This is a genomic window from Sporomusa intestinalis, from assembly GCF_055383785.1.
The window spans coordinates 1,317,501-1,331,517 of record NZ_AP042390.1 but is presented as its reverse complement, the minus strand read 5'-3'; the positions used below and the strand labels follow the sequence as shown (position 1 = coordinate 1,331,517).

10 protein-coding genes are annotated in these 14,017 nt (G+C 50.6%); 1 reads left to right on the top strand and 9 read right to left on the bottom strand.

The window, feature by feature from the left end; translation table 11 throughout:
• Positions 1 to 383: 383 nt before the first annotated feature.
• Complete coding sequence (locus ACZ481_RS06025) at positions 384 to 2,372, bottom strand: methyl-accepting chemotaxis protein (RefSeq protein WP_464769260.1); 1,989 nt, start codon at positions 2,370 to 2,372, stop codon at positions 384 to 386.
• A 987-nt stretch (positions 2,373 to 3,359) separates the two neighbouring features.
• Between ACZ481_RS06025 and ACZ481_RS06020 the strand changes: the two genes are divergently transcribed.
• A complete protein-coding gene (locus ACZ481_RS06020) occupies positions 3,360 to 4,052 on the top strand; it encodes a TorD/DmsD family molecular chaperone (protein WP_464769259.1) in 693 nt (230 codons plus the stop codon).
• Positions 4,053 to 4,095: 43 nt separating this feature from the next.
• Here the strand turns inward: ACZ481_RS06020 and ACZ481_RS06015 are convergent, their stop codons facing one another.
• From ACZ481_RS06015 to ACZ481_RS05980, 8 genes are all read right to left on the bottom strand, one after another.
• Entirely contained in the window at positions 4,096 to 4,671 is a 576-nt protein-coding gene (locus tag ACZ481_RS06015; RefSeq protein WP_464769258.1) for a DMSO/selenate family reductase complex B subunit, read from the bottom strand.
• 18 nt (positions 4,672 to 4,689) lie between these two features.
• A complete protein-coding gene (locus tag ACZ481_RS06010) occupies positions 4,690 to 7,062 on the bottom strand; it encodes a DMSO/selenate family reductase complex A subunit (RefSeq protein ID WP_464769257.1) in 2,373 nt (790 codons plus the stop codon).
• Between the two features lie 702 nt (positions 7,063 to 7,764).
• Positions 7,765 to 8,535 (bottom strand): class I SAM-dependent methyltransferase, encoded by a 771-nt coding sequence (locus ACZ481_RS06005; RefSeq protein ID WP_464769256.1) that lies wholly within the window; start codon positions 8,533 to 8,535, stop codon positions 7,765 to 7,767.
• 144 nt (positions 8,536 to 8,679) lie between these two features.
• On the bottom strand, positions 8,680 to 9,897 hold the full coding sequence (gene metK, locus ACZ481_RS06000; RefSeq protein WP_464769255.1) for a methionine adenosyltransferase: 1,218 nt from the start codon (positions 9,895 to 9,897) through the stop codon (positions 8,680 to 8,682).
• Positions 9,898 to 10,014: 117 nt separating this feature from the next.
• Positions 10,015 to 10,851, bottom strand: coding sequence for an HAD family hydrolase (locus ACZ481_RS05995; protein WP_464769254.1), 837 nt, complete (start codon positions 10,849 to 10,851; stop codon positions 10,015 to 10,017).
• 207 nt (positions 10,852 to 11,058) lie between these two features.
• Positions 11,059 to 11,625 (bottom strand): nitroreductase family protein, encoded by a 567-nt coding sequence (locus tag ACZ481_RS05990; RefSeq protein ID WP_464769253.1) that lies wholly within the window; start codon positions 11,623 to 11,625, stop codon positions 11,059 to 11,061.
• 65 nt (positions 11,626 to 11,690) lie between these two features.
• Positions 11,691 to 12,689 (bottom strand): NADH:flavin oxidoreductase, encoded by a 999-nt coding sequence (locus tag ACZ481_RS05985; protein ID WP_464769252.1) that lies wholly within the window; start codon positions 12,687 to 12,689, stop codon positions 11,691 to 11,693.
• Between the two features lie 107 nt (positions 12,690 to 12,796).
• Positions 12,797 to 14,014 (bottom strand): MalY/PatB family protein, encoded by a 1,218-nt coding sequence (locus ACZ481_RS05980; protein WP_464769251.1) that lies wholly within the window; start codon positions 14,012 to 14,014, stop codon positions 12,797 to 12,799.
• Positions 14,015 to 14,017 lie beyond the last annotated feature (3 nt).

The following is a 14,017-nucleotide window of genomic DNA, read 5'->3' as shown; positions in this document are numbered from 1 at the left end:
CTCACCCTCTACATTTACCTTTGCTTGCCTGTAAAGACAGAACACGCAACTGGCTTGCCTCTATCCTCATGCCTAATTATATCATTTTCATAATAGCAAATGGTTAAAATTGGCTTTAAATTTGCACTAAATTTTGTTAGGCTTTCTATCAGTTTTTCTAAAAACTGACGCAAGAGAACCGTCCCCTTGAGTCACCCTTGAGTCAATATAAAAAGAAGGCTGGTGCAGATATTTCCTCTGCCCAGCCTTCAGCGCACTTACTGATCAGCTATATTGTTCAGGACCTATTAAGTTGGCGCAAGCTGGCGATACCTATACATGAAAGTTTGTGAGATATTTAAATTTGGAAATATATTACCATGTCTTGCACTAGGTGTCAAGAATTATAGTTGAAATTTACTAATTTCCGTTTGCAGAGTATGGGCCTGTTGGGCAAGGCTCTGACTGGAGGCGGCAATCTCCTCCATTGAGGCCGATTGCTCTTGCGTAGCCGCCGAAACCGTCTGGGTCTCCTGAGCTGTCTTGTGGCTTAAAGCATTAATTTGTTCCACCGAACTGACAATTTGCTGACTGCCGGCCGACAGTTGCTCAAGCATGGCTGAGGCGGCCTGAATCTGCTGCGTCACTTGCACAATCAAATCAGAAATTTCCCGGAAGGCCTGACCGGAGTCTCTGACGACATCGGCCCCCAGTGCAGCTTCTTTGGTCCCCGCTGCCATGGCCGCTACCGACTGTGAGGTATCACTCTGAATCTCCCTGATCAGAGTTGCTATTTGTTTGGCGGCTGTCTCCGATTGTTCGGCCAGTCTTCGTACTTCCTCAGCGACCACAGCAAACCCGCGTCCCTGTTCACCGGCCCGGGCCGCCTCAATTGCAGCATTCAATGCCAGCAGGTTGGTTTGTCCGGCAATACCGGCAATCGTGTCGACAATCTGGCCAATTTCTTGGGATCTCTCCCCCAGCTTAGCTACGATTGCCGCCGATGCGGTAACAGTCTGCTCAATGTGGTTCATCTGCTGAATCGCTTTATCCACAGCAAGGTTGCCTTGGCTTGCCTTGTCAGAGGCCAGGCCTGACTGTCTGGCGATGTCTATGGTGCTGGCAGCGAATTGCTGGATCCGGGCCGACATGGTTTCCACCACCTGGGAAGTAGACCCGATTGCCAGTTGTTGCTCCTCAGCGCCACCGGCGATTACCGAAATGGCGCCGGCTACCTGATTGGCCGCCAGAGCCGTCTGGCCGGCACTTGCCGTCAGCTCTTCCGCAGCGGCGGCCACCTGGCCTGAGGTATCGGCAGCCTGCCTGACCAGGTTTCGCCAGTTGCCAACCATCTGATTCATGGCAGCCCCCAGTTTTCCCACTTCATCGTTCGCGGTAACCATAATGGGGGGAATTGCCAGATCGCCCCTGGCTACCGCTTCCACTACACTCACTACCTTGCGCAGCGGCTGGGAAATTCTTACGGCAACAACAAAAATGAGCCCGCCAATAATAACGGCAGCCATTATCCCCAGCAGTACAGCCTGCTGTCCATGGGACACCAATCTGGCAAAAGCTTCGGCTGCAGGAACAGTCACCACCACAGTCCAGCCGGAACGATTGCCAACCGGTTTTGCCGCCAGTAATTGCACGCTCCCGCCATCGTTAACCTCCCGGATCGCGTTATTGCCGCTGATAAAGGCTGTGCCTGCCGCTTTATACAGACCGTCGGCAATGGTTAATATGGTTTCATCGACAGAATAGGCAGGATGATAAATATAATGGCCTTGTGGATCAAGAATAAAGGCATAGCCGTTGTTCCCTATTTGAGCAGTTGCTGCAATTTTCTTTAAATCGGCCAGGTTAAGGTCCACGCCGACAACACCGATTACCTGTCCATCCCGTTCCACTTTGCGCGTCACTGTCACCAGTAATTGGTTAGTGCTGACATCCTGATACACATCTGAATATTCAAGGTCATTGGCAGCAAGGGCTTTTTTATACCACGGCCGGGTGCGCGGGTCGAAACCGGCAGGCAGCACCCGCTCTGTTCCCAGCAAGAGTCTGCCGTCTTCCCAGGCAATATATATATCGTCCACCCCGGTGTTGGCTGAACGCAAATTCTGCAGCATCCTGACAATATCGGCATCAGCCGGCTGGCTGGCAGCAAAAACAAGAGCCGTGTTGTTGGCCAGGGCTTCTTTGGATTCCATCCAGACCTGCACTGCGTTAGTGGTACTGCTTACTTTTTCCTCAAGCAGTTCATGCGTCTGGGCGCTAATTATCTGCGTGGAGTTAACATAGGATAAATATCCGAACAGAATAAAGGCAACAATGACAGGTAATAAAATAAAGATCAGCATTTTGATTTTGAGATTAAGGCTCTTCCCCATAAAAACATCTCCTTTTTGCGGCATTGATGATTAGGCACATAGCGTCTCTGATTTGCGGCTTAGTGCCTTATTCTTACTTTTTTTAAAAAAAGCGGTGGAACCACAGCCTGTGACTCCACCGCCTTGTACTCGGCACATATTAGCAGTTTATACAAGCCTGGAAGCAGGGACCCCACCGATTTCATCTGGTATTTGGCGCCGCATTTACCGGGGTTGAAAGGTCTGTTGCCACATCCCTTCTTATCAAATAAAAAAGACAAGAAACTATCCAATAGGAAAATTTCTGGCCTTTAGTTTACTAATCAACCATTGCTGGCGCAAATATACAGTATATTTACCTGTAGTGTTCAATATAGCACATACTATAAAATTTGTCAATTTTTTCATTAACAACAAACAAGCTGACTCAAGGGGACGGTTCTCTTGAGTCAGTTCTTGGGGCACAAAAATGGCGTGGCTGCTCAAGCAGGGAATATTTTGTTCCACCTAGCTAATTATTCATGTAAGGAAATTGCGCCAATATTATTACCGTTAATAGCGCCATTAATTTTTGCTCTGCTATCCATGCGAGGCCCCCGGCCTCAATAGAACTAACAAAACCTATTTGCTCATTTAGATTATCCGGATTTATAGGATTGCCTGTTATAGTTTCTTTCGATATACAAGAATAATCTTTGCCTGCAGCATAGTGTACACTCCATGATTAACAATAAGTTTTGTCAAAGGCAAAGAAGGCTGGCGGAATTGACAATATTTTGCCTGCCGTGTTACGATTAAAACAATTTTATATGCGATAAAGACGAAGCAGCGCGACAGCGCCGGCTTTTGGCAACACAGTCTCTAAATTAGCTGGTCAGAATAACCGGATGAAGGCTAAGATTACACTGAGGTAATCCTAGCCTTTTTCTTATAAAAAAACCGCATCCTAAGGGCAGGGCATTTCACACCGGACCTGCTGTCATGTATTAATTTCGGGGGAGGATATGGATGAATAAAGAACAATTGGCCTCATGGCTGCACGGGCGCGAATTTATTTATTGTTTATTTGCCAGGCTGTACCAGGCCAGCCCCGCCATGGAGCTGCTGGCAACCCTGTCGGCAAACGGCCTGTTGACTAGCCTGGTTGAGGGTTGTGCGCCAATGGAGGATCGGCAAGGAGAAGTATACTCAGCCGCGCAACGCCTGCAGGGCGAATTGGACCTTGGTCTTGACAATCCCGCTAACTATCAGGAAAAGCTGCAATCTGATTTTAACCGCCTGTTTGCCGGCCCCGGACATTTGGCAGCGCCCCCGTGGGAATCGGTGTACCGTTCCAGGGAACGGCTGCTATTCGGCGAGCCGACGCTGGCTGTGCGTGAATTCTACCGCAGCTTTGGCCTGGAAACCAAAAAAGGGCGCAGTGAACCTGACGACCATCTTAGCTTAGAACTGGAATTTATGGCTTGGCTGTGCAAACAAGCGGCAAGACCTGCTATCAGTCCGGAACAAATAAAGCTTTATCTGTCCGGGCAAGCACGCTTTCTGTCCGAACATTTACTGGAATGGGTTCCCGCTTTATGCGACGATATAGGAAAAGCAGCTGAATCAGAATTTTTCCGCGGATTGGCCCTGCTAACAGCGCAGTGGCTAAAAGCCGATACGGCCGATATTGAAAATATTGCGCACCGCTTAACCGTGTAATGGCTAGACCACCGCTTGATCTGCCCCGGCTACTTACCGTCGTCTACAGGGCGTCGCGATGCGGCTCAATGACCAGGGCAGGCTGAGTCTGCCCGGCAGCAGGCAGTCCCTTTGTCTCATTGGCCTTGCCATATTTGCGCTGCAGCCCATCCAGCGGGCCGAAATCAAGCGCGCGCAGCGGGCAGGAGGCTACGCAAACCGGCGGCCTGCCCGCTGCCAGCTCATCCCGGCAAAAGTCGCATTTCCCCGTCTTTCTGGTTTCCCGGTCATACTGCGGCGCACCATACGGGCAGCTTTTTTCGCACTTGCGGCAACCCACACACTTTTCCTGATCAATATAAACAATTCCGTCTTCTGCCTGTTTCCGAATGGCGCCAACCGGACAATTGGTAAGGCATACCGGCTTCCGGCAGTGGTTGCAGCTGATTGATGTCCAGAAAGCATACACAGCCGGGATAACCGTTGCCCCCTTTATCCGAAAGCCTCCGCCTGCCGTCTCCAACACCCGCCGGTATAATTGCCCCACTTTCAGGTCATGTTTATCCTTGCAGGCCACCTGACAGGTCTTGCACCCAACACAGTACTTCTGTTCCACATAAAAGGCTAATTGCTTTGCCATGGCTGTATTCTCCCTCCTTTATCCCTTGCTAATCTGCACCAGATTGGTATGGGTGGCATTACCGAAAGCCAACGGGGTTGGGTGATATTTGGTCAGCGTGTTTATGCAGCCGCGCCTGTCAACCCCCTGTTCATCCGGGGTCCACCAGGCCCCCTGCGGCACCGAGACTACTCCCGGCATAATCCGCGGCGTAATTTTGACCGGCAGGGAGATTACACCCCGGTCATTATATACCGTGACCAATTCACCGTTTTGCAAATTCCGCTGTCCGGCGTCCACGGGGCTGACCCAGACTTCCTGCGCGCCGGCTTCTTCCATCCAGCCGGTATTATCGAAAATAGAGTGTACGCGCCGCTTGTAGTGATGCCCGATGCATTGCAGCGGATATTTTTCACGCAGGGGATCTTCCGGTCCCTCCCAGGCTTTTACATATTTAGGGATAGCGGGAATCTCCTGCCGTTGGTTCATATCCCACAAGCGCTGCGAAAATATTTCAATCTTGCCGGACGGTGTGGGAAAAGGGTTGTTCCCGGGATCTTCGATTTGTTTCTGAAAGGCGATGGAGGATTCCGAATACTGCCAGCGGTACACGCTTTTTTCTTTAAACTCTTCATACGAGTAGAAGCCCGGATTTTTTTTGGCCGTTTCCTCCACAAGATACCGCAGCCACTGGTCGAGTGTTCGGCCTTCAGTGAACTCGTCTTTAAGACCCAGCCGGTCCGCCAGGTCACTGATCCAGTCATACCCGTTGCGGCATTCGAATACGGTATCCACCGCTTTATTCATAAACAGGACATAATCGCCATAGCCCCAGGGCGTGACGATATCATCCCGCTCATACATATTGTCTGCGGGCAGAAGAATATCCGCGAATTTGGCACTGGCGGTGAGGAACTGCTCGCTGACGACAAGAAACTCCAGCAGATTTTCATCCTGCAATAACCGGGCCGTTCCATTGTTGTCCGCATGCTGGTTTACCAGACAATTCCCGCCCAGGTTAAACATCAGCTTGAGATTGGCGGACAGCTGCTCTACACCTTTTACGCTTGCCTCCGGCCCCATGCCTGCCCCCCGCTTGATGGCGTCCGGCCAGCAAAATACCGAAATTTTTGCCTTGCTGGGATTAGGGACAGGAATCGCGGCAACAAAATGGGAACGCGCCTGATAGCCGGTTCCCGATGCCCAGCCGCCTTTCACGCCGATATTGCCGGTTAGGGCGGCCAGCACCGTGCCGCTGCGCACCACCTGTTCCCCGTAGGCATGACGCTGCGGCCCATAGCCCTGAATCAACGCCCCGGGACGCAATGTCGCATATTCCCGCGCTAATTTCACAATAGTTTCACGCGGTATCCCGGTAACAGCCGCGGCCCAGGCCGGGGTTTTCGGCGTTTTATCCTCACTATCACCCAATATATAGCTTGTAAACGACTGGCCGGCCGGAATGCCGGGAGGCAGATGCGCTTCATCAAAGCCTACACAATATTTGTCCAAAAAAGCCTGGTCCTGCAGGTTCTCTGTGATGATAACATATGCCATAGCATCTAAGAGCGCACTGTCGGTCGTCGGCCGGATGGGAATCCACTGATCGGCCAGCGCGACCGAGGTATTCGAATAGATCGGGTCAATACTGACAATCCTGGCGCCGGCTTGTTTAGCTTTTTTCAGATAATAGGCGGTATTCGTGCCGTGAATTGTCTCGCCGGGATTCCAGCCCAGCAAAATAATCAGCTTCGAATGGGCCCAATTGTCCCGGCTGCTGCCGGTGGCTGTCGTGCCAAAGGTGTACGGCGTGGCCATCTGCGTTGCCGCCGTGCTGTAGCTTCCATAATAGGAGAGAAACCCGCCATAGAGACCTAACAGCCGGCTCATCCATACCCGCTCGGAGACTCTGCCGGCATTGCCGGGGGCATATTGCATATAGACAGCATCCGGCCCGTATTGGGCCATAATCCGTTTGGTCTGGCTGGCAATAGTGTCCAGCGCTTCATCCCATGTGATCCGCTCAAACTTGCCTTCGCCGCGCTTGCCCACCCGTTTCATCGGATATTTCAGACGCTCGGGGTGATAAAGGCGGTCCCGGTAGGAACGGCAGCGCAAACAACCGCGCAGCTGCGGCGTCTTATCGGTATCAGGAATATCGTCCTCTGTTGTGATCCGCACAACCCGGTTGTCCCGGACATGGGCCTGCAGTATGCACCGGCCGCCGCAATTGTGCGATCCCGATGTGCGGACAATCCTGTCCCGGGCCACCGGTTCCTGCGCGCTTGCCAGGGACACAAAATTATCCAGTTCAAACAACCCGCTTGCCGCAGTAAAACCGCAAGCAGCCGCGCCCAGCTTCAAAAATCTGCGCCGTGAATATTGGCTCTTCCATAAAATATCCGTGTTCATTTCGATCATATCCTTTCTTCATGTCTTAAACTGCTTCAGGTCAATAATCCTCTTTCCAGGTACTTTGACCAAAAAGAAAAAGGCCGGAACACTACTCCACAACCGGAGTAGTTTCTGGCCTTCAGCCTCGCTTACCAATCAACCAGCTAGATAAAAAAAATTGTAGTGATTTTTTATGAGTTTGCCCTGACATTTGGCGAAATTGCCTTAGGTATGAAACAGATGAAATTTAGAGGCTGCATTCCAAAACCTTGGAATGCAGCCTCTAGATGATTAACTAGTCAGTTGCCCGTAACTCTAATTTAAATTCTATTATACTTGGAATATCCTGTCAATAGCAGTCTTCACTAAATTAAACATATTTTTCCAGAGGAGGCAGTTCTCTATGTCAGTCACTCTCTCAATCGGGTGAATCGATGATCCTTTACTTTTAGTTTTCTTAGCATGGTATCGCGCTCGGTTTTTCCCATGAACCGCTTTCGTGCGGTTGGCGCCTATACGTCTATTGCATGATTCTAATTTATTCACTAGCCCGCTCTCACCGAATGCTGATGTATATAGCGCTGCGGTGAAAAGAGTAGAAGCGACCGGCGGGCCGGTATCCAAGGTGGCAGCCGAATTAGGGATCAATGAAAATACACTTCATGGGTGGCTGAAAATATCGCGAAAAGCCCAATGCTCCTTTTCCCGGAAGCTGAAGGGTTAAGGCTTTCTTGCAAGTTGCAAATCTATGGTGTCATAAATATTTATTTTACCGCCAAAACTGTTAATTACATCTTTAATTTCGTTTTGCATTAATGTCAGCTTTTCCTCACCTAATGCCCTATGATCGCTGTAAGTGCTAATAAGTGTTACATAATTTTCTGCATCAAACGTTCTTATTCGGTGATACAGCTTGTAACTTATATCAATAAAACCGTATCCGCTAATGACGTCCGCTCTGCCTGAGGCCATTTCTTCACTATATTCCTGACCTAAAGCAGAATCAGGCATATACACTGCATATACCTTCTGTATCGCAATATGAAGCGGTTCATTGCTCTTATCTTTATGGGGATGATTTGCAAAGCGTGCAAAGGTGCCACCGCTTTTTAGTAATCTATAAACTTTGGGATAGCCTATTTCTTCCGGAATCCAATGAAAAGCGGAAGCAGAATAAATCATATCCAACGAGTTGTCAGGGCATTCGAAGTTTTCAAAAGCCATGTTCTTGATTTCAAAATTTTTGTACTTGTTGAATTTTTCTTTCGTATAAGATGCTAAATCATCACCCAATTCAACCGCTGTAATATGACAATTCATATGCAAGAATGGCAGAGTGGCTTGACCTGTTCCAATACCTACCTCAAGCAAGTAACTGTCTGGATTTATACCTGAATAATTATTTATATCAGTATATAGCTCTGGAACATATGTGGGACGCCATTTATCATATACAGAAGGAACCTCGTTAAATTTTAATCTTAAGTCCATATTGGGACCCCCTTCAAAAAACATCTGCACTATTGCAGCATTATTCTCCTACACACACCAGCCAAAAGATAATATATCAACCAAGCTGTACGCCAAAAGGCTGCGCTCCCGAGTCAGGGAATACAACCGCCAACTTATCTGCGCTCAGTATTCACCACTAATTCGCCGGTGTGTACGGGTGCCTTGCAATAACTCAAATGCTTTATCCGTCCGTTCCCAGGGAACATCGATATCGGTACGGCCAAAATGCCCATAGGCGGCAACCTGCTGGTAAATCGGCCGCCTGAGATCCAACTGCTCTATAATTGCTGCCGGCCTTAAGTCGAAATTCTTATTGATAGCAGCCAGTAGTTCACTATTGCTCAATCGCCCGGTACCAAAAGTATCTACGAAAATAGATATCGGTCTGGCAACCCCAATCGCATAGGCAATCTGAATTTCCGCCCGTTTCGCCAGACCGGCGGCAACAATATTCTTGGCAACATATCTTGCCGCATAGGCCCCGGAACGGTCGACCTTGGTCGGATCTTTGCCGGAGAAGGCCCCGCCGCCATGCCGCGAATAGCCGCCATAAGTATCCACAATAATTTTGCGGCCGGTCAAACCGGCATCTCCCTGCGGCCCGCCAATGACAAATCGCCCGGTTGGATTTACCAGAAACTTAGTTTTTGCATCTAATAGCTGGGGAGGAAAAATTTCATCAATAACCAGTCTCTTTAAGTCTGCCGCAATTTGTTCCGTTTCGGTTTCAGGCGCATGCTGGGCCGAAATCAGTATGGCTTCAGCCCGCACCGGCAGAAAATCTTCGTATTCAATCGTGACCTGTGTCTTACCATCAGGCCGTAAATAGGGCAACAGCCCTGCTTTGCGGACAGCAGCCAGCCGTTTGGCCAGCCGATGGGCAAAGGCAATCGGCGCCGGCAGGTATTCGTCGGTTTCATTTGAGGCATAGCCAAATACAATCCCCTGATCCCCTGCGCCAATTTTGTCCCACCTTTCGTCACTGCTGCCACTACGGCTTTCGATAGCCTGATTTACCCCCTGGGCAATATCCGGTGATTGCTGGTCAATCGATACCAGAACAGCCGCAGTAGCGGCATCCAAGCCATATTCCGCTTTGGTGTAACCCACCCTGGCAATCGTATCTCTGGCAACCTGGCTAAAGTTAACATTCGCTTTTGTAGAAACCTCGCCCGTCAACAATACCAGCCCGGTATTAACGCTTGTTTCGCAGGCTACCCTGGCTTGAGAATCCTGCGCCAGGATGGCGTCAACCACGCCATCGGAGATTTGATCAGCCAGCTTATCGGGATGACCTTCCGTAACCGACTCTGATGTGAAAAAATAGCGTTGTTTGGACATATCATTCACTCCTAAGCATATTCTACGAACCTAAAGATCTGTTAAGCTAAAGAGGCCAACAGCCATAAACTGCTGCTAGCCTCTTATTTTTTAAGTCAGCTATCGCTACAAGCTGGATTAGCACTTGGTTCTGGCAGCAATAAACCGGGCAACCCCGTCTGAATTATTATCCGCAATTATCCCGGTTGCCTGCTCTTTTAACTCGTACACTCCATTTGCTACCGCATAAAACTCATCACATGCTTTTAATAGCGGGATATCATTAACATTGTCGCCAAAGCCTATGACCCGGTCAAAAGCACAATAGCTGCGGATAAAGTTGACTGCGTTGTACTTGGAAGCGCTGGCGCTGTATACCTCCAGGTACCACAGATTCTCGGTGTAAACATCATGGGAAAGCACCATGCCGATGCCTGCCAGCTTTTTCAGATCAGGCAATAATGCCGACAATCGCGCTTTTGGCCCCATAAAGGCAAAATAGATTACCTTATCATCCCTGATCTTATTAGAAAAACAGGCAACCTGTTCAAAGGATTTGGCATATTTCATCACCCGTTCGTCATGATAAGCGGTTAGTGCCGTTGTATTTAAACTCTCATAATATATCTGCAGCTGATTAGCAACAACTGAATACATGAAGCCGGTAATGTTGTGTTTTTTGATAACTTCAATAATAGAATAAGCCGCTGCCGGCGGTATTGTTTCTGTTTTTAGGTATGTACTGTCCGCCAGATCATAGATTGCTGCCCCGTTCATCAAGACCACAGGGGTATTCATTGGAACGCCGGCCAGTATCTTTTGTGAGGATACGGCGGTCCGGGCGGTTGCCACAGAAAAATATCCCCCACTGGCAACAAGGGCATTGAGTGTTTTTTTAGTGGTTTCGCTGATCTCTTTCTGGCTGTTGAGCAAGGTCCCGTCTAAATCTGATATATACAAAGCTTTTATTGTCACAGCGCCCCTCCCTGTCTGGCAAATACAAGGCCCCGCAGCAGCACCTAAGTACGGCATGGCTAAATCTTTAACCGGCGGCGGCCTACGCCAATGTAAACGAGGCCGGCGCAGCTTACCGCTGCCCGGCCTTCAGCTTGCTTACTGATCAACCAACTGCTGTTCCGACGCGCCTCACGGCAGTTTCTGTTCCAGAGTGTGATAAACTCCCTATTTGATGTAATTAATCACGTTTTCTTTGCGTGCGGGGGCGTTTACCACCTCGCTTTTCTTATAGCCCAGCGCCACTGAGGAAAATGGCTTATACCCGGCCGGGATGCCCAGCTGCTGTTTGTACTCCTCATCCTGTTCGCCGCCAAACGCAAATAAGGCAAGATCGACCCAGCAGGAGCCAAGCCCAATGGCTTCAGCGGCCAATAATATATTTTGGGTGGCAGCCGCGCAGTCGGACTCGATCATCAGGCCGTCCTCCTTGCCGGAGACCAGCACCACGGTTGGCGCACCGTAAAAGATATTAAACTTTTCATTGTTAGCCATCAGCTGAATATGCTCGTTATCAATCTGGGCCGCGCCTGCTTTGGCCTTCGTGTTCAGCTGCTCCAGCACCTGTTTGTCCTGGATGACTGTGAAATGCCAGAGCTGCTGATTGCCGGCACTGGGGGCATAAAGCCCGGCCTCCAGGACACTCTGCAGTTCTGCCCCGGCGATTTGGTCCGCTTGGAAGCTGCGCACACTTCTACGCTTTTTGATTGTTGCTAAAACCTCATTTACTGCCATCTGGACTACCTCCTGTTTATCTTTTTTAGCTGTTGACTGCTTTACAGCCTTCACCCCGCCTGCAGCTAAGCCTGCTTGATACTGGTAACCGCTTTTTGCGCCCATAAGGAATCCTGGAAAACGGCCCGGCCGACGCCGATAAGGTCTGCTTTGCCTGCCGCCAGCAACTGTTCGGCCGCCTGCACTTCAGTAATGCCGCCGGTAAGGATGACCGGAATGGCAACTACTTCCTTAACCGCGGCACTAAGGGGCGCAAAATAGCCCTGTTCATTATTGCCCGGGACGATGTAGCCCGAAAAACCGCCGGAGATATCGATGACATTGACGCCGGCCCCGGCAAACGCCCTGGCGGCAAGCTGACTGTCGGCGGCAGTAGTCCCGCCCTCTACATAGTCCGCTGCTCCCAGCCTGATGAAAACGGGGAAGTCATCCCCCACCGCTTCCCGCACGGCGGCAATCACCTCCAGGTGAATCTTAATTCTCCCTGGCACATCACCGCCATATTCATCAGTGCGCTTATTCGTCAGCGGCGAAAAAAACTGATTGAGAAAATAGCCATGGGCGGAATGAATTTCCACCCCGTCAAAGCCGGCAGCTTTGACCCGCCGCGCGGCGGCCCCGAAGGCGGCAACAACCTCACCGATCTCTGCCCGGGTAAGTGCCTGCGGTATACTGCCCTTGCGGGGGTTCTGCACCGCCGAGGGCCCGACCGGCGCAACACCGGTTACCGCCGGGTCGGCCGCGCTCCCGGCGTGGTTGATCTGCACAACAGCTTTAGCCCCATTGCGCTGGATAACACCTGCCAGTTCCTTCAACCCGTCAACAACACTGTCGTCGGCGACAGACAGCTGATTCTCGCTGGCTTTCCCGGCCTGCTGCACAAAACTGTGTTCTACAATGACCAGGGAGAGATAACCACCGGCTGTTTTTTCGTTATAATAAGCAAGAATAGCCTGGCTGACCTTCCCATCCGCTGCCGCCTTCGCGGTAGCCATCGGCGGCATAACCAAACGGTTGGCCAAGGTTAACGTTCCGACCTGCAACGGTTCCAGTAAATAGGGCATCGAGAAACCTCCCTCATTCTTCTTGATACGAATGGAAATAAATTCCTGTATTTATCTTATCCTTTCGGCTTTCTATTCGCAAGTACGCACTAATTTGTGCCCTAGTATCAACTAGGATACTTTCCGGTTAGCGGTTTAATCGCCTGCAGGGCCGTTTCTATCCGGGTTAGTCCCTCCAGCAGCACACTGCGCTGGGTTGCAAAGTTCAGCCGGGCAAAGCCTTCGCCCTGACTGCCGAAGTTTCTGCCGGGATTTAGCCCCACGCGGGCTTTATGCACCAGGAAGGCTTCCAGTTCTCTGGCATTGGTAAAATAGGCGCGAAAATCCAGCCAGGCCAAAAAAGTCCCCTCCGGTTTCACTACCTTGACGCCAGGCAGACGGTCCCGGGCAAACTCGATCAACGTATCGGCATTGCCCTCAAGATAGGGCAGCAGGGAATCCAGCCAGGCCTCGCCCTCCCGGTAGGCCGTTTCCGTGGCAACAGCCCCAAAAAGATTGTTGCGGTTAATATGCAGTTTGGCAAACCAGGAGCTGAGCAGGGCCCGCCGGCGCTTGCAGGGGACGACGATAAAGGAGAAATTAAGCCCCGCGATATTGAAGGTTTTGCTGGCAGCCATAAAAGTAACCGTCTCTTTCGCCACCGCCGGGCCGAGGGAGGCAAACACAGTATGGCGCTGCCCGCTATAAATCAGATCATTGTGGATTTCATCGGCCAGGATATCGACCTGGTACTTCTGGCAGAGTTCATATATTTTTTCCAGTTCGGCCCTGCGCCATACCCGTCCCACCGGATTGTGGGGACTGCAAAATAATAGTATTTTATTCCGGGGATCGGCCAGCTTTTGCTCCAGATCGGCAAAATCAACCTCATAATAGCCCTCTTTAACAAGCAATGGGTTTTCCACGATTCGCCGGTCATTATCCTTGATGGCGGCGAAAAACGGCGGATAGACCGGCGGCTGGATAATGACGCCGTCACCTGGCGCCGACAGGGCTAAAATGGACAGGATAATTGACGGCACAACGCCCGGAGCCAGAAGAATCCACTCCTTTTCAAGCTCCCAGTGATGCCGGTGCTTAACCCAGTCAATAAAGGACTGATATAAGGGCGCCTCCTGGGTATTGTAGGCATAGATCGGGTGCCGGGCCCGCTCCACCAGCCTGGCTGTCACGGCGGCGGGAGCGGCAAAATCCATGTCGGCAACCCACAGGGGCAGCACGTCCCGGCTGCCAAACACTTTTTCCACCGCATCCCATTTACTGCTGCCGGTTCCCTGGCGGGGAATAATCGTATCAAAATCAAAGACTGTTTTATTATTTGCCATCCT

Excerpts from the sequence above, each read along its gene's own strand:
- ACZ481_RS06025 (WP_464769260.1), bottom strand. The coding sequence starts at position 2,372 with ATGGGGAAGAGCCTTAATCTCAAAATCAAAATGCTGATCTTTATTTTA.
- ACZ481_RS06020 (WP_464769259.1), top strand. The coding sequence starts at position 3,360 with ATGAATAAAGAACAATTGGCCTCATGGCTGCACGGGCGCGAATTTATT.
- ACZ481_RS06015 (WP_464769258.1), bottom strand. The coding sequence starts at position 4,671 with ATGGCAAAGCAATTAGCCTTTTATGTGGAACAGAAGTACTGTGTTGGG.
- ACZ481_RS06010 (WP_464769257.1), bottom strand. The coding sequence starts at position 7,062 with ATGAACACGGATATTTTATGGAAGAGCCAATATTCACGGCGCAGATTT.
- ACZ481_RS06005 (WP_464769256.1), bottom strand. The coding sequence starts at position 8,535 with ATGGACTTAAGATTAAAATTTAACGAGGTTCCTTCTGTATATGATAAA.
- metK (WP_464769255.1), bottom strand. The coding sequence starts at position 9,897 with ATGTCCAAACAACGCTATTTTTTCACATCAGAGTCGGTTACGGAAGGT.
- ACZ481_RS05990 (WP_464769253.1), bottom strand. The coding sequence starts at position 11,625 with ATGGCAGTAAATGAGGTTTTAGCAACAATCAAAAAGCGTAGAAGTGTG.
- ACZ481_RS05985 (WP_464769252.1), bottom strand. The coding sequence starts at position 12,689 with ATGCCCTATTTACTGGAACCGTTGCAGGTCGGAACGTTAACCTTGGCC.
- ACZ481_RS05980 (WP_464769251.1), bottom strand. The coding sequence starts at position 14,014 with ATGGCAAATAATAAAACAGTCTTTGATTTTGATACGATTATTCCCCGC.